At 62.4% G+C, this 17,137-nt stretch carries 17 protein-coding genes and 3 pseudogenes; 6 read left to right on the forward strand and 14 right to left on the reverse strand.

The window, feature by feature from the left end:
• The first annotated feature begins 79 nt into the window (after nucleotides 1-79).
• Nucleotides 80-1,312: an MFS transporter gene (locus tag ACZ1HK_RS02970; protein WP_472627878.1), complete on the forward strand. Its 1,233-nt coding sequence runs from the start codon at nucleotides 80-82 to the stop codon at nucleotides 1,310-1,312.
• A 131-nt stretch (nucleotides 1,313-1,443) separates the two neighbouring features.
• On the opposite strand, the gene ACZ1HK_RS02975 is transcribed toward ACZ1HK_RS02970, so the two are convergent.
• From ACZ1HK_RS02975 to cysS, 6 genes and pseudogenes are all read right to left on the reverse strand, one after another.
• Nucleotides 1,444-2,175, reverse strand: coding sequence for a squalene/phytoene synthase family protein (locus ACZ1HK_RS02975; RefSeq protein WP_472627392.1), 732 nt, complete (start codon nucleotides 2,173-2,175; stop codon nucleotides 1,444-1,446).
• Nucleotides 2,172-2,897, reverse strand: a complete 726-nt coding sequence (locus ACZ1HK_RS02980; RefSeq protein WP_472627393.1) for a class I SAM-dependent methyltransferase — start codon at nucleotides 2,895-2,897, stop codon at nucleotides 2,172-2,174. Before ACZ1HK_RS02980 ends, ACZ1HK_RS02975 begins: the two co-directional genes overlap by 4 nt.
• 3 nt (nucleotides 2,898-2,900) lie before the next feature.
• Entirely contained in the window at nucleotides 2,901-3,383 is a 483-nt protein-coding gene (locus ACZ1HK_RS02985) for a hypothetical protein (RefSeq protein ID WP_472627394.1), read from the reverse strand.
• Between the two features lie 37 nt (nucleotides 3,384-3,420).
• A complete protein-coding gene (locus ACZ1HK_RS02990; protein ID WP_472627395.1) occupies nucleotides 3,421-3,918 on the reverse strand; it encodes a hypothetical protein in 498 nt (165 codons plus the stop codon).
• The gene (gene cimA / locus ACZ1HK_RS02995) at nucleotides 3,915-5,531 is read right to left on the reverse strand and encodes a citramalate synthase (protein ID WP_472627396.1); all 1,617 of its coding nucleotides are present in this window, start codon (nucleotides 5,529-5,531) and stop codon (nucleotides 3,915-3,917) included. The genes ACZ1HK_RS02990 and cimA overlap by 4 nt, the downstream gene beginning before the upstream one ends.
• Nucleotides 5,528-6,994: pseudogene (cysS, locus tag ACZ1HK_RS03000) on the reverse strand (cysteine--tRNA ligase). The gene cimA and the pseudogene cysS overlap by 4 nt, the downstream one beginning before the upstream one ends.
• Nucleotides 6,995-7,236: 242 nt before the next feature.
• Between cysS and ACZ1HK_RS03005 the strand changes: the two are divergent.
• Nucleotides 7,237-7,560, forward strand: coding sequence for an MmcQ/YjbR family DNA-binding protein (locus tag ACZ1HK_RS03005; RefSeq protein WP_472627397.1), 324 nt, complete (start codon nucleotides 7,237-7,239; stop codon nucleotides 7,558-7,560).
• Nucleotides 7,561-7,768: 208 nt separating this feature from the next.
• Nucleotides 7,769-8,954: pseudogene (locus tag ACZ1HK_RS03010) on the forward strand (pyridoxal phosphate-dependent aminotransferase).
• A 116-nt stretch (nucleotides 8,955-9,070) separates the two neighbouring features.
• Here the strand turns inward: ACZ1HK_RS03010 and ACZ1HK_RS03015 are convergent.
• From ACZ1HK_RS03015 to ACZ1HK_RS03030, 4 genes are all read right to left on the reverse strand, one after another.
• Nucleotides 9,071-9,703, reverse strand: a complete 633-nt coding sequence (locus ACZ1HK_RS03015) for an outer membrane protein (protein WP_472627398.1) — start codon at nucleotides 9,701-9,703, stop codon at nucleotides 9,071-9,073.
• A 160-nt stretch (nucleotides 9,704-9,863) separates the two neighbouring features.
• Nucleotides 9,864-10,502, reverse strand: a complete 639-nt coding sequence (eda, locus tag ACZ1HK_RS03020; protein ID WP_472627399.1) for a bifunctional 4-hydroxy-2-oxoglutarate aldolase/2-dehydro-3-deoxy-phosphogluconate aldolase — start codon at nucleotides 10,500-10,502, stop codon at nucleotides 9,864-9,866.
• 224 nt (nucleotides 10,503-10,726) lie between these two features.
• Nucleotides 10,727-12,532 (reverse strand): phosphogluconate dehydratase, encoded by a 1,806-nt coding sequence (edd, locus tag ACZ1HK_RS03025; RefSeq protein WP_472627400.1) that lies wholly within the window; start codon nucleotides 12,530-12,532, stop codon nucleotides 10,727-10,729.
• A 112-nt stretch (nucleotides 12,533-12,644) separates the two neighbouring features.
• A complete protein-coding gene (locus ACZ1HK_RS03030) occupies nucleotides 12,645-13,046 on the reverse strand; it encodes a BLUF domain-containing protein (RefSeq protein WP_472627401.1) in 402 nt (133 codons plus the stop codon).
• Between the two features lie 118 nt (nucleotides 13,047-13,164).
• Here ACZ1HK_RS03030 and ACZ1HK_RS03035 point away from each other — a divergent pair, with 118 nt between their 5' ends.
• From ACZ1HK_RS03035 to ACZ1HK_RS03045, 3 genes are read left to right on the forward strand one after another with little or no spacing between them, the layout of a single operon-like run.
• A complete protein-coding gene (locus ACZ1HK_RS03035) occupies nucleotides 13,165-13,482 on the forward strand; it encodes a helix-turn-helix transcriptional regulator (protein WP_472627402.1) in 318 nt (105 codons plus the stop codon).
• 29 nt (nucleotides 13,483-13,511) lie between these two features.
• Complete coding sequence (locus ACZ1HK_RS03040) at nucleotides 13,512-13,979, forward strand: GyrI-like domain-containing protein (protein ID WP_472627403.1); 468 nt, start codon at nucleotides 13,512-13,514, stop codon at nucleotides 13,977-13,979.
• Nucleotides 13,980-14,028: 49 nt separating this feature from the next.
• Nucleotides 14,029-14,889, forward strand: coding sequence for a hypothetical protein (locus ACZ1HK_RS03045; protein WP_472627404.1), 861 nt, complete (start codon nucleotides 14,029-14,031; stop codon nucleotides 14,887-14,889).
• Here ACZ1HK_RS03045 and ACZ1HK_RS03050 read toward each other — a convergent pair.
• The 4 genes and pseudogenes from ACZ1HK_RS03050 to ACZ1HK_RS03065 all read right to left on the reverse strand — a co-directional run bounded on the left by ACZ1HK_RS03050 (nucleotide 14,886) and on the right by ACZ1HK_RS03065 (nucleotide 17,137).
• Nucleotides 14,886-15,440, reverse strand: coding sequence for a Hint domain-containing protein (locus ACZ1HK_RS03050; protein WP_472627405.1), 555 nt, complete (start codon nucleotides 15,438-15,440; stop codon nucleotides 14,886-14,888). The genes ACZ1HK_RS03045 and ACZ1HK_RS03050 overlap by 4 nt on opposite strands.
• Complete coding sequence (locus ACZ1HK_RS03055; RefSeq protein WP_472627406.1) at nucleotides 15,398-15,730, reverse strand: hypothetical protein; 333 nt, start codon at nucleotides 15,728-15,730, stop codon at nucleotides 15,398-15,400. The genes ACZ1HK_RS03050 and ACZ1HK_RS03055 overlap by 43 nt, the downstream gene beginning before the upstream one ends.
• 1 nt (nucleotide 15,731) lies before the next feature.
• Nucleotides 15,732-15,917: a hypothetical protein gene (locus ACZ1HK_RS03060; RefSeq protein ID WP_472627407.1), complete on the reverse strand. Its 186-nt coding sequence runs from the start codon at nucleotides 15,915-15,917 to the stop codon at nucleotides 15,732-15,734.
• Between the two features lie 88 nt (nucleotides 15,918-16,005).
• A pseudogene (locus ACZ1HK_RS03065) lies at nucleotides 16,006-17,137 on the reverse strand (ABC transporter ATP-binding protein).

The raw sequence follows: 17,137 nt of genomic DNA on the forward strand, positions 1-17,137 counted from the left end.
CCCCAATATCCCCCGGTGCCCGAAAACGTGACATTTGCGTCTATGGACCCTGTCGGGCAAACCCTATACCGCTCAATCCATGGTCGAAAGCACGCAATCCCTTCCCGCTTCAGACGACAGCCGCGCCAAGCGGAATGTGGTCGTTCTGGTGCTGGCGCAGGCCCTTCTGGGCGCGCAGATGCCGATGATTTTCGTGGTTGGCGGCCTTGCGGGGTTGATGATTGCGCCCAACCCGGCGTTGGCGACGATCCCGATCTCGTTGATCGTGTTCGGCTCCATGACAACGGCGCCTTGGTTGTCCGCGCTGATGCAGCGCTATGGGCGCACTTTGGGCTTCTACATCGGCGCCGCAGGCGGTGCGGCGGGGGCTGCTGTTTCGGCGGCGGGGTTGTGGATCGACAGTTTTCCGCTGTTCCTCGCAGGCTCGTACCTGACCGGTATCTATATGAGCGCGCAGGGTTTTTACCGTTTCGCGGCCACCGACACGGCGTCTGACAGCTTCCGGCCCAAGGCGATTTCCTATGTGATGGCGGGTGGTCTTTTGTCTGCCTTTGTCGGGCCGCAGCTTGTGAAAGCCACGTCCGAGGCGACCGTGATCCCGTTTTTGGGCACCTATGCTGCGGTGATCGTGATCAACCTTTTGGGCGCGGCGCTGTTTGCATTTCTTGATCTGCCGAAGCCCGAGGCTGTTGCAGCGGACGCGCCGCGTGGGCGTAACCGGTTGGAATTGCTCAAAGATCCCAAGATCGTTGTGGCCATGATTTGCGGGGCGGTCAGCTATTCGTTGATGAACCTCATGATGACATCGACGCCTTTGGCCGTTGTCGGATGTGGGTTTACGACCGGCAATGCGGCAGATGTCGTCTCCGCCCACGTGATCGCCATGTTCGCGCCGTCCTTTTTCACCGGCCATCTGATCGCACGGTTCGGAACCACCAAGATTGTCGCCACTGGCCTTGTCCTGCTGGCCGCTGCCGGTGTTGTGGCCCTAACGGGGGTGGAGCTGTATCAGTTCTTCGCGGCGCTTATCCTATTGGGATTAGGGTGGAATTTCGGTTTCATCGGCGCCACGGCGATGCTGACACAGGCCCATAAGCCGGAGGAACGCGGAGCCGTTCAGGGCATGAATGATTTCGTGGTGTTCGGCTGCGTGACCATCGCTTCGCTGAGTTCGGGCGTGTTGATGCATTCAGGTGGCGAAGATGTTGTGGCGGGTTGGACAAGCGTGAATTTGGCCATGGCGCCGTTCCTCGTTCTGGCCGGGGCTGCGTTGATCTACCTGGCGATGAAACCGTCCTCTCAACCCGCCTGAGGCGAAGAGCCAAACCCTGACCAAATGGTCACAGTTGCGCCCATCTGGTCGCTTTTTTCCGGAAAACTCCGTCCAGATGGTCACAGTTTGGGGCTGATCCGCAGGATGTGACCGTTTGGACGCATTTTGCGCTAAAGCCGCCCCAGCGTCGCGGCGCAGATTAGGCTCCAGCGGTCGGACAAGGGGCTGCCCTCCAGCCGCCCTTCGGCCACGGCCATCGGGTCGCGGGCGGCACGCCGCAGAATGGCGGGTGCGCCCGCCGCCTCGAAGAGGGCCGGAGATGTCAGGCGGTGTGGCAACCCATCAAGCGCGTCTTTCGCGAGGGCGGCAATGGCCTCAGCCCGGCCATCGACCAGCGGCAGACGGCCGCGCGCCTCCAACGCTGGCACAGCCACCAGATACCGCGCGAGGGCAGAGGCATAGCCGATGGCACGCACGTCATCGTCCACCGTTCCGCCAAGGGCATGGCAGGCGACCTCGATCAGGGCCGAACCTGTCCGGTCCAGATATTCGTGGAAATGCCCTTCATCCTCGAAGGCATCCTTGTAGATGTCCCAGCGCCGGGCCGCGACCAGTTGGTCGAGCCGCCCTGCCCCTTCGGCGTCGAGAAAGCCCAATGCATCGACGACTTCGTGCCGACGCCCGCGCCCCGCGGCCACTTCTTCCAGCGCATCCCGCCACCATTGCAGGCGCATCTCTGCGATCATCGGCTCTTCGGTCAGCCAAGGCGCGCGGCTGACCTCGATATTGAAGGCGTAAAGCGGCAGCAGGATTTCGCGCGCCTCTAGCGGGGCTGCCATGGCCGCCCGGAACCGGCGCGGATCACCCCGCGCGACCAGATCTGCACAGGCCTGAAGGCTCATTGCTTTGGTTTGACCACCGACAGAAGGTAGCCTGTCTCGTCTTTGTGGGTGCGCCACGCCTCAATCTCGGCACTGTGTTCATCGAGGGCGGCAATCATCTTTTCGTCGGCGCCACGTCGCAATTTCGAGATACGGTCTTCCATTGGGCGATAGTAGCTTTCCCAGGCGATATCGGAGATGCGGCGGGTGGCCACCACGTCGTAGCCCGCGGCATCGATCTGGGCAGCAATCCCATCGGCATCGGTCAAACGGTCATAGCCGTCCCAAAACGCAATGGCCCCATCAGAGGGGGTGTCGGTGAAGAGGCAGGGTTCAGAAAAGGCAATCGACCCGCCTTCGGCGAGCGCATTGCGCCAGCCGGCCAGCGCGGCCTCGATCCCAACAAAATAAACCGCGCCCGCGCACCAGATGAAATCGAACGGGCCTTCGGGCGTGAGGTAATCGCCGGTTAGAAGGGCCACGTTGTCGTTCTTGCCCCAGCGCGCCTCTGCCGCCTCAATAAACGGGGCGTGCTTGTCGATGGCCGTGACGTGACCACGCGCTGCGACACGCAGAAGCGCGCCGATATCGCCCCCGGGGCCGGAGGCCGCATCGAGGATGTTGGCGCGCGAGGTGACGCCTGCAACCTCGGCCGCCCAGGCCACATCTGCCGTCTCGCCCGGGCCTTCACGGGGCAGATCGGCGTGGACGGTGAAGAAAATCTCGGGGTCAATGAAGCTCATGGATCACCAGTTGTGAAAGCACAGGGCATAAACCCCTTCGGCGGCGCCGTCGATATAAGATCGTGTCGGATTTTCCGCCAAGGATGCGGTTTGCGCGAAGATTGCATCGAGGGCTTGGGCCACGGGATTGCGGATGCAGGAGCCTTCGCGCACCGCGGTCGAGCCGTCATCGTAGCGGACCACAACCGTGTCGCGCCATCCATCGTCGCATTGGTCCAGCAGGTCGGTTGGGATGTCACCCCAGTAACGCGTGAGTTGGCTGAGCATCTCTTCCGCGAAGCCGGGATCCTGCCATTCGGTGAGGCGGGTGCGGGCCTCGCCTGAATTGGGGCTGTCGATGCGCAGCGCGCGGCCATCGAGATAGTGAAGGAAGCCTGTGACGCCTTCAGCCTCTGACCCGCGGGAGTAGCAGACCGACATCATGTCTTGTGCAATTGCGGCGGACGGCAGTGCGGCGAGGGCCAGAGCAAGAACGAAGTGCTTCATTGAAATATCCTTTTCGAGCAACAGGTTGCGAGGCCGCCTACCGCAGAGCGCGGCATATGTCGCGCATCGCGGGGATCACGGGGTTTGTCCAGGCCTGAGCCGCGTCGCCCGACGGATCACCGGTGGCCGCGATCAGGGTATCGTTGAGGTCCAGCAGGGCCTGCGTGGTGCACGGCGCGTCGTAGCGCATCGGATCTGACCCCAGTTGCCGCACTGCGATGGAGACCGGACCAAGCGCGTCGTCGGCGCATTCGGTAGCCTCAGGTGGGGCAGGCATGGCCGCCAGTTCGGGCAAAAGTGCGACGACCATATCGGTAAACGCGCCTGCGGGCAGCGTCACAGCCTGGCTTTCCATCGCGGCTTCGTCGCCTTCCGGCGGGATGGCCATGACAAGGGCGGTGTCGTCCGCACCATAGAGCGCCACTTGGGTCCAGCTTCCGTTGCCGCCGACCGAGAAGCAGATCATGTCCGCCGACGTTTGCGCGTCCACCGATGCGGGTGCAATGCACAGAGCCACGCACAGTGTGCGGATCAAACAGAGGCGCCTTCGTGAATGAGTTTCCATGTGACCGCATCCAACAGGGCCTCGAAACTCGCGTCAACGATGTTGGGAGAGACGCCCACGGTGGACCAGCGCCGCCCGTGGCTGTCTTCGCTGTCGATGATGACGCGTGTAACAGCCTCGGTCCCGCCCTGGGTAATGCGGACCTTGAAGTCGACCAGGCGGATATCGTCGATATATTTCTGGTACGGCCCAAGGTCTTTGGCGAGCGCCTTGCTGAGCGCATTGACCGGGCCCCGGTCCGAGCCGGTTTCATCCATGCTTTCGCTGACGGAGAGCTTCTTTTCGTCGCCAATCTTTACGACAACAACAGCCTCGGACAGGCTGACCATCTGATCGTATTTGTTTTTGCGCCGCTCCACGGTGACCTTGTATCGCTTGACCTCAAAAAAGGTGGGCAGAAGGCCAAGGGCGCGGCGGGCGAGAAGTTCGAACGAGGCCTGCGCGGTGTCAAAGCTGTAGCCCTGATCTTCGCGGGCTTTGATATCGTCGAGGATGTGCGGCAGGGCTGGATTGTCCTTTGCGACGTCCAGGCCCGCTTCCGCCAGCCGCTTGCGCAGGTTCGATTGGCCCGCCTGATTGGACATCGGGATGATGCGTTCATTGCCGACGGTGGCGGGGTCGATATGCTCATACGTCGCGGGGTTCTTGACGATGGCGCTGGCGTGCAGGCCCGCCTTGTGGGCGAAGGCAGACGCACCGACATAGGCGGCTTGCCGGAAGGGCACGCGGTTGAGGATGTCATCGAGCATGCGGCTGGTGCGGGTTAGAGTTTCCAGCTTTTCCACGGCGATGCCGGTGTCGAATTGGCTTTTGTAGGGCTCCTTGAGAAGCAGCGTCGGGATCAGCGTGGTCAGGTTGGCATTGCCGCAGCGCTCACCCAAGCCGTTGAGCGTGCCCTGGATTTGCCGTGCGCCCGCATCGACCGCAGCAAGGGAGCCTGCCACGGCGGTTTCGGTGTCGTTATGGGTGTGAATGCCGAGGTTTTCGCCCGGAATGCCCGAGGCGATGACGGCCTTGGTGATCGCGTGGATCTCATGGGGCAGCGTGCCGCCATTGGTGTCACACAGCACAACCCAGCGCGCGCCCGCATCGTGCGCGGCTTTGGCGCAGCGCAGCGCATAATCGGGATTGGCTTTGTAGCCATCGAAGAAATGCTCGGCGTCAAATAGTGCCTCGCGGCCCTGGGCCACGAGATGGGCGATAGACGCGCGGATATTCTCGACGTTTTCCTCCAGCGTGATGCCAAGCGCGTCGGTGACGTGGAAATCGTGGCTTTTCCCGACAAGGCAAACGGTGTCGGTGCCGGCGTTGAGGACGGCGGCGAGGACATCGTCATTTTCAGCCGAGCGCCCGGCCCGTTTGGTCATGCCGAAGGCGGTCATCTTGGCGGCGGTTTTGGGGGCGTCTTCAAAGAAGGCGCTGTCGGTGGGGTTCGCACCGGGCCAACCGCCTTCGATATAGTCGAGGCCGAGGGCATCGAGGGCCTGCGCAATGCGGATTTTCTCAGGGGTCGAGAATTGCACGCCCTGCGTTTGCTGGCCGTCGCGGAGGGTGGTGTCGTAGAGGGTGAGGCGGTCGGTCATGGGTCCTCACTAAATTCAAAGCTCGCCACGACGTGTTGCCAATACACAAATACACATCTTTCAATCTCTGTATCTTCTGGGATTTCCATGAGTTGGTTCGCGCGTTCTACTTGCCCATCATTTCTCAAGAACTCAGCAACCGCCTCAAGATCGGTCTTCGGCTGCACTTTCCCGCCAGCCAAATCAACAAGCGTAATCCCCCTGCCAGCTAGATAGTTTCTGATCCTATCAGCGGTCACAAAGTCCCTTGCTTCTTTCGCTTTCTGCCGTCTGATTAGAAGCGGCCTAAGCGCGCCTTCAGACCCCAGATTTTCCTGTGTATTGCTAGCCCACTTGGGCACCTTTCCATCCCACAGCCCCATCAAGCGAGAGCGCCGCTCCCAGATCGGCGCCATCCAGCTTGTACATCTCGGTCAACGCGGCGTGGGTGTTGAGATCATCGGCCAAGGCCGTGACCACCGCCTCCGGCACCGCGCCGCCACTTTCGGCGGCGTCATACCACTTGCGCAGCGTCTTCTCGGCCTCTGCCCGCTTCTTCTCGGTCCAGTCCATCGGTTTGCCGTAATGGGTGCCGAGGAACACCATCCGGATCACCTCACCCGGCACGCCTTGATCCAACAAATCCCGCACGGTGAAGAAGTTGCCAAGGCTCTTGGACATCTTCTTGCCCTCGACCTGCAGCATCTCGTTATGCATCCAGATGCGCGCGAAGGGTGGCCTGCGGCGCAGCTTTGGGCGACCTCGTTTTCGTGGTGCGGGAAGAGCAGGTCCGCGCCGCCGGCGTGGATGTCGAATTCTTCGCCCAGGATCGCGTGGCTCATGGCGGAGCATTCGATATGCCAGCCGGGCCGCCCCCTGCCCCACGGACTGTCCCAGCCGGGTATGTCGTCGGTGGACGGCTTCCACAGCACGAAATCCATTGGGTCTTCCTTGTAGGGCGCGACTTCAACCCTTGCGCCTGCGATCATGTCGTCGACCGAGCGACCGGAGAGCTTGCCGTATTCGGCGAAGGAGCGCACCCGGAAGAGCACATGGCCGTCCCGCGCATAGGCATGATCCTTGGCAATGAGATCTTCGATGAAGGCCACCATTTCCGCGATATATTCGGTGGCGCGGGGCATATGGTTGGGCTCCAGCACGCCCAGTGCGCCCATATCATCGAGGTACCATTGCGCCGTCTCGGCTGTGATGTCGGAGATCGAGCGGCCGGTTTCCGCGGCGCGCGCGTTGATCTTGTCGTCCACGTCCGTGAAATTGCGCACGAAGGTCACGTTCTCAGGCCCATAGACATGGCGCAGAAGGCGGAAAAGCTGGTCAAACGCCACCGCCGAGCGCGCATTGCCGATATGGGCGCGGTCATAAACGGTCGGCCCGCACAGATACATCGACACCTTGCCGGGCACGATCGGATCGAGCCGTTCCAATTGGCGGGTTTTGGAGTTCTTGAGGGTGATGTCTGCCATGGGTTGGAGGCTTTCGTCGGGGCTTTCACTGCGCGTGTTGAGGCGGCGGCGGGTCCGGCCTAGCAGCTTGCGATTGTGTTGAAAACCACGACTGACCGGCCCGCTGGATTAGCGGGGAATGCAGATACAAATGATGCAAATGCGACGGGTCATGGGCGTTTGAATACCATGGCATGCCCTGCGCTAACAAGTCGCTGATCATTTCATGTGCAATTTTTGAATTTGGCGTGTAGTTTCCGGGCATGCGGGAGCTCTTCGTAGATAGATACTGTGGCGCTCTGCTAGAAACGGAGCGTACAACGCCCTTCGGCGAGGATACGATCGTTTGGACGGTGCGCGGGCACATGTTTGCCGCCTATGCCACAGACGGCGAGGGCGTTTCGGTGCGCATGAGCGGCCGGATTGCAGCACAGCAGATGGTGGGACAAGGCCGGGCGACATCACCCGAGTATCTGCGCGGGGGCGGCTGGGTTCTGCTGCCGTGGGACACGCCGCCGGACGAATTGCGCAGCAGGATCAACAAAAGCTACCGATTGGTGCGCGACGACGGCAATCGCGAAAGCTGAGGGGGTGCGCACGCTGTCGCGGTCGCCCGAGGCAATTTTCCAAGGGAAAATTGGGCGCTTGGTGCGATTTCTGTTGGCGTTGGTGCCAGTGCTTTGCGTGGCGCAGACGGATTATTTGCATTTTCATGGAACAAAGATGGCGGGTTGCACCTGACCGTTGGCCGTGGCCATTTGCGGCTTGCAACGTGCATTCAAGGAGGGCCGCGCCATGCCCGGGCTGTCGAAACGGATCAGGGGTTTGACCGGTGGGGGCGATGATGGCTGGGGCCTGTTCTATGAGGCCCGCAGACGGAAAGCGGCGGGCCAACCGATCCTGGAGCTGACGATCGGCGAGCATGACGTGCGCACGGATCCGTTGATCCTTGACGCAATGCACACAGCGGCCAAGGGCGGGCATACCGGCTATGCCGCTGTGCCGGGGATCCTGGCGCTGCGACAGGCCATCGCTGAGCGGCTGAGCGAGAGCACCGGTGTGACCCATGGGCCGGACAATGTGCTGGTGACGCCCGGTGGCCAAGCGGCGCTGTTTGCCGCGCATCACGCGGCCTGTGACGAGGGCGATCGGGCGCTTTTGATCGACCCCTATTATGCGACTTACCCAGGCACGATCCGGGGTGGGCGCAGTGCCGGTGCCGGTTGCCACCCGGCCCGAGGATGGCTTTCAGCCGCGCGCGGCGGATCTGGATGCGATGGCGGCAGGGGCCGCAAGCCTGCTGATCAACTCGCCCAACAACCCGACCGGCGCAGTTTACAGCGCGGATACGCTCGCAGGAATTGCGCGGGTGGCCGACGCCTATGATCTGTGGGTGATCTCGGACGAGGTCTATGACAGCCAGGTTTGGGACGGCGCGCACAGGCCTTTTGCGAGCCTGCCGGGCATGTTCGAGCGGACGCTGACGGTTGGGTCGCTGTCAAAAAGCCATGCGATGACGGGCTCAAGGCTTGGCTGGGTGGCCGGGCCGCGCGAGGCGATGTCGCATCTGGAGAACCTCGCCACCCACACGACCTATGGTGTGCCCGGCTATATTCAGGAGGCGGGCCTTTTCGCGCTGCGGCGGGGCGCCGACGCAGAGGCAGAAGTGGCAGCGCCGTTCCGGCGGCGGCGCGACATGGTGCTGGCGCGGCTAGAGGGACAACAGGCTTTGCGGGCAATCCCACCGGCGGGGGCGATGTACGTGATGCTGGATGTGCGCGCGACGGGGCTGAGCGGGGCAGATTTTGGCGCGGGCCTGCTGGATGAAGAGGACGTCGCGATCATGCCGGGTGAAAGCTTTGGCACCGCAGCCGCAGGCCATATCCGCGTCGCCCTGACCTTACCGGACGAGGTATTCGCCGAGGCTTTGGATCGGCTGTTTGCCTTTGCCGGTCGGCAAATGGAAAAGGCCCACGCCTAACGCGTGGGGCGCCTTTGAATGGCCTTAGGCGCTGTTCGCCACTTGAGGCCGGAGCGGCGTATGAAAAGGCCCACGCCTGCGGCGCGGGCCTTTCGAAGTCTATCGTATAGGCTGGATCAGAAGCGGAAGGCAGCGTTGATGCCGAACGTGGTGGCCGAGATATCGAGATCGGTTGCGAGACCGGTCGAGGTGAAGTCCTCAAACTCGTGCTGAAGGACTTCGGCACCGAGAACGATCTGATCGGTCACGAGATAGTCGACACCCACGCCATAGAAATAGCCGTTGTCGGTATCTTCCACACCGCCAAGGGTCGCCGTGGCCTGGGCCAGACCTGCCGTACCGTAGATCAATGCGGGGCCCGCATCGTAGCCGGCCTCAACCCCTGCGCGCAGCACGGAGTCGAGGGTGCCGGCAGCGGCACCGGCGGGCGTCGTGAGGTCGATGTCGGCGAGGTTGTAGTCGATCTCACCGCCGACCACGAAATTGCCGAAATCATAGCGGTAGCCGCCGAAAATACCGTAAAGCGCGTTGTCGCCTGCGGCGGCTTCGGCGCCGGTTGCCGCATCATCTGCGGTGATGTCACCATATTCGAGTTGAACACCGCCGTAGAAGCCAGACCAATCATAACCGATTGGTGCGGGCGCCGGGGCAACGGGCGCCGGTGCGGGCGCTGCGGGTTCAACATAACCGCCTGCGGTGGCCGCGAAGGGGGCCAGGGCAAGGGTGCCTGCAAGAACTGCAATTTTCATCTGTCGGATCCTTTTGTTCCGTGTCGTGGTTCCGTTGGTCCAACGCGACTTCCGCGCGTTGGTTCCAATCCGACAGATAGGGAGCGGCGCGCGGTTTGCACTTCACGAGGTTGTGCAGTGCAACGGGACGGCCAAAAGATGCCGAGCGGGCAGCGGGGGATCAGCGAAGCGTTGCCGCGTCAGCCGCAAGACGCTTGATTTCGGCCCAATCTCCCTTAACGACCGCCGCCTTGGGGGCAACCCAGGAGCCGCCGGCGCAAATCACGTTGGGCAGGCTGAGATAGTCGCGCGCATTGGACGGGGACACGCCGCCGGTGGGGCAGAACGCCACTTGCGGAATGGGCGCGCCGATGGCCTTGAGCGCCGGTGCGCCGCCATTGGCCTCGGCCGGGAAAAACTTCAGCATGTCAAAGCCTTGCTCGTAGAGGGCCATGACCTCGGACGCAGTCGCCGCACCGGGCAGAAGCGGCAATTCGTTGGCAATGCAGGCGTCGATCAGCTTTTGGGTTGCGCCCGGCGAGACACCGAACCGCGCGCCAGCGGCCTTGGCCTGTTCGACATCGGTGGGTGTCAAAAGCGTGCCCGCGCCGACCAAACCGCCCTCAACGCCCGCCATTTCACGGATCACATCGAGGGCTGCGTCGGTGCGCAGCGTAACCTCAAGGGCGGGCAGCCCGCCATCGACAAGGGCCTGCGCCAGGGGGGCGGCATGGGCTGGGTCGTCCACGACGAGCACGGGGATGATCGGGGCGAGGCCTGCGATGCGACGGGCTTCGTTGGATTGGGCTTGGGGCATCATGGGCTTTGTCTTTCGTCAGATCAGGGTTTGCGCCCGCTTCGCGGTCGCCGGGGGCAATTTTCCGAGGGAAAATTGCGGGATATGGGGCGCCCTGGGCGTGTAAGGGGGCGACTTTCGGCGTCAGGAGCGAGTGGTGGAGCCTCCGGCGGAGGTATTTTTGAAACAAGGAAGGTTTGAAACAGGAAAGGCAGGCGCGCAACCGAGTGGCCCGCGCCCGTATTGGGTTAGACGACGACGCCTGCGCCTGCGGTGGCGGGGCCTGCGGTTTGGCGGAAGATTTCGAACATCTCGCGACCGACACCGTGGCTGTTGGCCGACAGGTCGGGTTGGGCGGCGGGGCGGTCGGCGACGCCTTCGGCCAGCACATTCAGGGTGCCTGCCTTTGCGTCAACGCGGATCAGGTCGCCGTCCTGCACTTTGCCGATCAGCCCGCCGTCAAGCGCTTCGGGGGCCACGTGGATCGCGGCGGGGACTTTGCCCGAAGCACCCGACATGCGGCCATCGGTGACGAGGGCGACCTTGTGGCCCCTGCCCTGCAGGACCGACAGAACAGGGGTGAGGTTGTGCAGTTCAGGCATGCCATTGGCTTTCGGCCCCTGGAAGCGGACGACGACCACGACGTCGCGATCGAGATCGCCGTTCTGGAAGGCGGCCTTGACGTCCGCCTGAGAGTGGAAGACGGCGGCGGGGGCCTCGATCACGTGGCGTTCGGGGTCGACGGCGGAGACCTTCATCACGCCGAGGCCAAGATTGCCGCTCAGTTCTTTCAGGCCGCCAGTGGGCTGGAACGGATCGGCGGGCGCGCGCAGGATCTTTTCGTTGAGGCTGTCCGTGGGGCCATCGCGGTAGGTGACGGCACCGTCCTGCAAGATCGGCTCCTGCCGGTAGAGGTCGAGCCCCTCCCCGGCGGCGGTTTTGACATCGCCATGCATCAGGCCCGCATCGAGCAGTTTTCCGATCATGTATTGCAGGCCCCCAGCGGCGTGGAAGTGGTTCACGTCGGCCAGTCCGTTGGGATAGACGCGCGCCATGAGGGGCGTGGCATCCGATATGTCGTTGAAATCGCGGCATTCCAGGATCACGCCCGCGGCGCGTGCCATGGCGATCAGGTGGATCACAAGGTTGGTGGAGCCGCCCGTGGCCATGAGGCCCACAAGGCCGTTCACGAAAGCCTTTTCGTCAAGGATATCGGCGACCGGCGTGTATTCGTTGCCGAGACCGGTGATCTGGGCCGCGCGCTCAGTCGCGGCGACGGTCAACGCCTCTCGCAAGGGGGTGCCGGGGTTCACGAAGGACGCGCCGGGCATGTGGAGGCCCATGAATTCCATCAGCATCTGGTTGGAATTGGCGGTGCCATAGAAGGTGCAGGTGCCGGGGCCGTGGTAGGAGGCCATCTCGGCCTTCATCAGCTCTGCCCTGTCGATATTGCCCTTGGCGAATTCCTGACGGACGCGGGCCTTTTCGTCGTTCGGCAGGCCTGAAACCATGGGGCCCGCGGGCACGAAGAGGGCGGGCAGATAGCCGAAGGTGGCGGCGGCGATCACGAGGCCGGGGACGATCTTGTCGCAGACCCCGAGATAAAGCGCGCTGTCGAAGGTGTTGTGGCTCAGCGCGACACCGGCGGCGAGCGCGATCACGTCGCGGGAGAAAAGCGAAAGCTCCATCCCCACCTGGCCTTGCGTGACGCCGTCACACATGGCCGGCACACCGCCTGCAACCTGGGCCGTGGCCCCTGCCCTGCGCGCCGCATCCTTGATGATATCGGGGTAATCCTTGAACGGCTGGTGGGCGCTGAGCATGTCATTATACGCCGTCACGATCCCGATATTTGGCGCGCGTTCGGCGACCAGCGCATCCTTGTCGGCCCCCATGGCGGCATAGGCATGGGCCTGGTTGCCGCAGGTCAGATGCGCGCGACGTGGGCCGGCCTCGGCCAGTTGGCGCATGCGGTCGAGATAGGGCTCCCGCGTGGGGCGGGAGCGTTCGATGATACGGTCAGTGACTTCGGCAATTCGGGCGTCGAGGGGCATTTGCGCACTCTTCCTGCTGGCAAACGTTTCGGTTGAGGGAGGCCATAACATGTTAGCGCTAACAGCGCCAGCCGGAATCGCAAGGCATACTGGCACGGTGCGACGTCAGCATTCAGGCCGGGTGACGCGCGGCAATTCCTTCGAAAACGGAGCGGAAATCACTGTGCTCGGCCCGGTCCAGCGCCCCCTTGGCGACCGCATCCTCGGACCAGGCCCATGAATGGGCCGGATCATGCAGCATGGCCCAATCGGAGAATAGGCGCGCGTCGGATGTGGCGTCAAAGCGGGTGATCACCTCAACATGGCGGTCATCGCGGGCGATGCGATCCAGCGTGTTGCGCACGGCCGCGTCATTGCCTTCAAGGAATTGCAGGTAGACATCGCGACGACAGACCAGCGCGCCGGTGATCCCGTCGCGCTTGTTGCAGCGGCGGGCATCGGCAAGCAGGCCGTTCAGCAGGTTCTCATCATAGCCAAAGGGTGTGGACGAGTAGATGATTTGAGTGACACTCATGGGCGCGCTCCACTGCCGGATGGGGGAGGTTAGCCTGAATGCGGGGTGAAAGTCACATACGATCAAGCGCGCGGCATCGCCTCGGTGGCAAGGAGGCTGCGATGCAACGGAGAAAGACATGGCCCTGATTGATCGCTTGATCTGGCAGATCGAGACTCACCTGAACGAGGCGCTGAGCCTTGCCGATATTGCCGACAGATGTGGGGTGAACGTGCACCACATGTGCCGTGCGTTTCAGCAGGCGACCGGCCTGACGATCAAATCCTATATCCGTGCCCGGCGTTTGAGTGTTGCGGCGCAGGAGATATCTCGCGGCGCGCCTGACTTGCTGAGCGTCGCGCTGGATGCGGGCTATGGCTCTCACGAGGCATTCACGCGCGCCTTTGTGGCCTATCTGGGGGTGCGCCCTCGGACGTCAAAAAGGCGCGGGATCTGAGTGACTTGAAGCTAATGGAGCCTTTGGAAATGGATAAATCAATGCTTGTGGATGTGCCCGCGCCCGAGATGCGGGAACATAAACCGTTTCGCGTTGTGGGCCTTGGCACGGATGTGCGCGGGTTCGACATCAGCGCAGTGCCCGGCCTATGGCAGAGCTTTGCGCAGCGCTGGCTGGAGATCGGGCCGCCCGGTGTGACCTACGGCGTCAGCTACGACATGGGGGACGCGGGCGATTTTCACTACATGGCCGGGATGGAGGGGCCGAATGTGCCCGAGGGCATGACAACCGTGGACATCCCCGGCGGGCGTTATGCGGTCTTTACCCATAAGGGCGGGATCGGGGATTTGCCCAAGACGATCTATTCGATCTGGAACAAGGCGCTGCCTGATGCCGGGTTGGAGCCTGCCATGGCCCCGGAATTCGAACGCTATGATGAGCGCTTTGATGCAGTGACAGGGCGCGGTGAGGTGGAAATCTGGATCCCGCTTGCCTAACGTCATCCATGCCCGGCGCCGTGTGCTCCGGGCATGGACTTGCGGGAGAGTGACGGACGATGGCCGGGTTTTTCAGGAAGCTATTTTCCGGCAGGGCCGGGCAGGACGACACCCGATCCAGGGCTCAGGCAAAGCGAGATTTGCGTCGAAGGCCGAGGTCCATTTTGAGCCTTCGACGGCGGGGCAGACCGAGCCCGTTGACGCTCGTGCCGCGCGCAATCAGGCTATCAAGACGCATATCCACGATTGGCGGATTGCCTGGCATGACCTGTTCGACGCCGACCAATCCCTGATCGCGGCGGGTGAGTTTGAGCGGCCCGATCCCCTGCCCGACCGGGAAGATCTGGATTTCCGCCTGATCTTTGGATTGCGACAGGCCGAGCCTGCCACGCGGGAGGCGTGTTTCGCGCTGTTTCCGAACGGGGCAGAAATGGCGGCGCGGTTCGATCAATTTCTCAGCACCGACCTCCTACCCCTACCGGAGGACGAAGCGCGCGCGGGTGTTGCCGAGATTGCAGAGTTATTGCCGGCGTTGGGCCCGCACGAAAAGGTCAATTTCTCAAAAATCACAATCGTGGACCGTGACACGCCGGAGGGAATGGACGTCCTGCAAAATACGGACAACCTGACCTACACGCTGGAGCACACGACGGTTGATCCATATGCCTCGACAGATATCGCCGCGGTGGCCGCTCGCCTGTTTTTGACAGAACCCCTCTATGCGGCGGCCGGAAACTACTACCAATTGCGCGATTGGGTGACGGGCGCGATGTTTGATCCGCGCTGGGACGCATTGCAAGCCATCCTGTTCCGCCTGTGGTGCGGCGGATGGCAAGTGGCGCTGGATACAGACGATGCGATTGTTCTGGCCAAGCGGCACGTTGGGCCGCGTGGCGATAGCGACGGCTAAGCTGCTTCCCGCCTCTGCGCGCGTTTCATGCCAAACAATGCCCGCGCCTGACCAACCGACAAGCACGGATAGTCGGGATCCGTCCCGACGGTGCCATTGGCGATGTGCATGTTAAGGGCCAAGCGCTTGAGACGCGGCAATTGTGATCGCACCATTTTGCCGGGCAGCAAAGTCTCTGCCGCGGCGCCATTGGCGATGACAACCGCGTGCCGGGCGCAGGCAAAATGATGGTACTGGATCCCGCGTTTGCCGGACATGGAGCGGATGCCGGGCAGCCCCAATAGAGCTTTTGCGGGCACCAGAACGACCTCGTCTGAATAGCCCAGAAGCTGCATCGCCGCCCCGACGAGGATCTGGTGCTGCGACGAAACGATCAGGTCCTGTGCAGGTCTGTGGAATCCCAATGCCCCAGCCTTGATGAGGATGGGGTGCCCGAATGTCGCGAAATCCCGTTCATCGGCTTTATGTGCGGCGATGAAGGTCACAGGCTCAAATTCGCCCTGCACCGTCAGGACCCGATCCCCCACCTGCAGCGTGGCGACGTCCAGCATCCCCCGATCCGTCTGGATCCGCGTTCCTGCGGCAAAGCAGGCGACCGTGCCCTGGACTGCGCACTGGATGCAGAATAAGTGGCACCGCTATCTTCCGTTTGGTTCGATTGGCCATTGGTGGTGTTTGCACCACCTGACGGTGTCATGCCCGCCGCCGGGCCTTCGGTGGCTTGGGTGGCAAATCGCGGCTCGGACAGGAACTGGACGACATTGCCGTCTGGATCGACCAAAGCGATCTGGCTGTTGACCGACAGCGAAATGCCGTCGTTCGCGGCGTCGATGAGGAACACATCATTGCCGTTGCTTTGGCCGTCTGCCGTGCCGACGCTGAACGGGCCGGATCTCGATCAGACCGTTGTCGTCGTAGACATACAGCGTCCAGCCAGAGAGGTCGGTTCCGACCGGCGCTGCAATCTCAACAAAATCGCCACCGCTGAACGCGGAGTAGCTGTTCCATTCGGAAATATATACGGACATCGCCTCACCTGCTTTTGTCGGTGAGGGCTTGCCTGATCTTTCCTAAGAACCGATGAAAGCAGCGGAGGCGGGCGCACCGGCCCTGCCCCTAGTGCGGCTGCACACCTGGCAGGAACACGGCCTCGTCCCGGTACAGCAGGCTGATCCCGTCCTTGAAGACATGCACCTTGTCGGCCGACGCGGTCAGCTTCACGTCATTGCCACGCAGGCCCTTGTGGATGCCGGCGAGCTTGCCGATGACTGGGTCATCTTCGGCGTTGGCGCGCTGGAAGTAGAGCAGCGTGACCTCACCCAGAGCCTCCGTAATCTCGACCGTGCCGTGATAGGCGAAGTCGGAGCCTGTGGCCTCAACCATATCCTCAGGCCGGATTCCAACCTCAACTTCCGCGCCCATATCGGCGTCGGTGGAGGGATAGTCGGAGGTGATCGTGCCGCCGCCTTGCTCCATCTCGAGCGTCGTCGTGGCGCCCGTGCCCACGATCTTGCCCCGCATCAGGTTCATGGCAGGGGAGCCGATGAACTTGGCTACAAAGGTCGAGTTGGGCTTTTCATAGAGCGTCAGGGGGAGCCCACCTGCGCCACGCCGCCGCCTGCGAGCACCACGATGCGCGAGGCGAGCGTCATCGCCTCCACCTGATCGTGGGTCACATAGATCATCGTCGATTCCGGCATCTCTTCCTTTAGCTGCGCGATTTGGATGCGGGTGGCGACACGCAGGGATGCGTCGAGGTTTGAGAGCGGCTCATCAAAAAGGTAGACCTTCGGGTCGCGCACGATGGACCGGCCAATGGCGACACGCTGACGTTGACCACCAGAGAGCGCCTTGGGCAGGCGGTCGAGGAAATTTTCAAGCTGCAGTTTTGCGGCGGCGGCCTCGACCTTGCGGTCAATCTCTTCCTTGCTGTCGCCTGCGATCTTCAGCGCGAAGGCCATGTTATCGCGCACGGTCATGTGGGGGTACAGAGCGTAGGACTGGAACACCATCGCGATGCCACGCTCGGACGGGGCACGTCGTTGACGACCATATCGTCGATCACCAATTCACCGCCGGTGATTTTTTCCAGCCCCGCGATCATGCGCAGAAGTGTGGACTTGCCACAGCCCGAGGGGCCAACAAACACGATCAATTCGCCCTGCTCAATGTCCAGGTTGATGTCGCGCAGGACCTGCACGGTTCCGCCATATGTCTTTTCGACGTCGGTCAGCTTCAGATTGGCCAT

It is taken from the genome of Gymnodinialimonas sp. JB5-7, from assembly GCF_055693405.1.

Coding starts and splice junctions, on each gene's coding strand:
- ACZ1HK_RS02970 (WP_472627878.1), top strand. CDS start 80: ATGGTCGAAAGCACGCAATCCCTTCCCGCTTCAGACGACAGCCGCGCC.
- ACZ1HK_RS02975 (WP_472627392.1), bottom strand. CDS start 2,175: ATGAGCCTTCAGGCCTGTGCAGATCTGGTCGCGCGGGGTGATCCGCGC.
- ACZ1HK_RS02980 (WP_472627393.1), bottom strand. CDS start 2,897: ATGAGCTTCATTGACCCCGAGATTTTCTTCACCGTCCACGCCGATCTG.
- ACZ1HK_RS02985 (WP_472627394.1), bottom strand. CDS start 3,383: ATGAAGCACTTCGTTCTTGCTCTGGCCCTCGCCGCACTGCCGTCCGCC.
- cimA (WP_472627396.1), bottom strand. CDS start 5,531: ATGACCGACCGCCTCACCCTCTACGACACCACCCTCCGCGACGGCCAG.
- ACZ1HK_RS03005 (WP_472627397.1), top strand. CDS start 7,237: ATGCGGGAGCTCTTCGTAGATAGATACTGTGGCGCTCTGCTAGAAACG.
- ACZ1HK_RS03015 (WP_472627398.1), bottom strand. CDS start 9,703: ATGAAAATTGCAGTTCTTGCAGGCACCCTTGCCCTGGCCCCCTTCGCG.
- eda (WP_472627399.1), bottom strand. CDS start 10,502: ATGATGCCCCAAGCCCAATCCAACGAAGCCCGTCGCATCGCAGGCCTC.
- edd (WP_472627400.1), bottom strand. CDS start 12,532: ATGCCCCTCGACGCCCGAATTGCCGAAGTCACTGACCGTATCATCGAA.
- ACZ1HK_RS03030 (WP_472627401.1), bottom strand. CDS start 13,046: ATGAGTGTCACTCAAATCATCTACTCGTCCACACCCTTTGGCTATGAT.
- ACZ1HK_RS03035 (WP_472627402.1), top strand. CDS start 13,165: ATGGCCCTGATTGATCGCTTGATCTGGCAGATCGAGACTCACCTGAAC.
- ACZ1HK_RS03040 (WP_472627403.1), top strand. CDS start 13,512: ATGGATAAATCAATGCTTGTGGATGTGCCCGCGCCCGAGATGCGGGAA.
- ACZ1HK_RS03050 (WP_472627405.1), bottom strand. CDS start 15,440: ATGCTGGACGTCGCCACGCTGCAGGTGGGGGATCGGGTCCTGACGGTG.
- ACZ1HK_RS03060 (WP_472627407.1), bottom strand. CDS start 15,917: ATGTCCGTATATATTTCCGAATGGAACAGCTACTCCGCGTTCAGCGGT.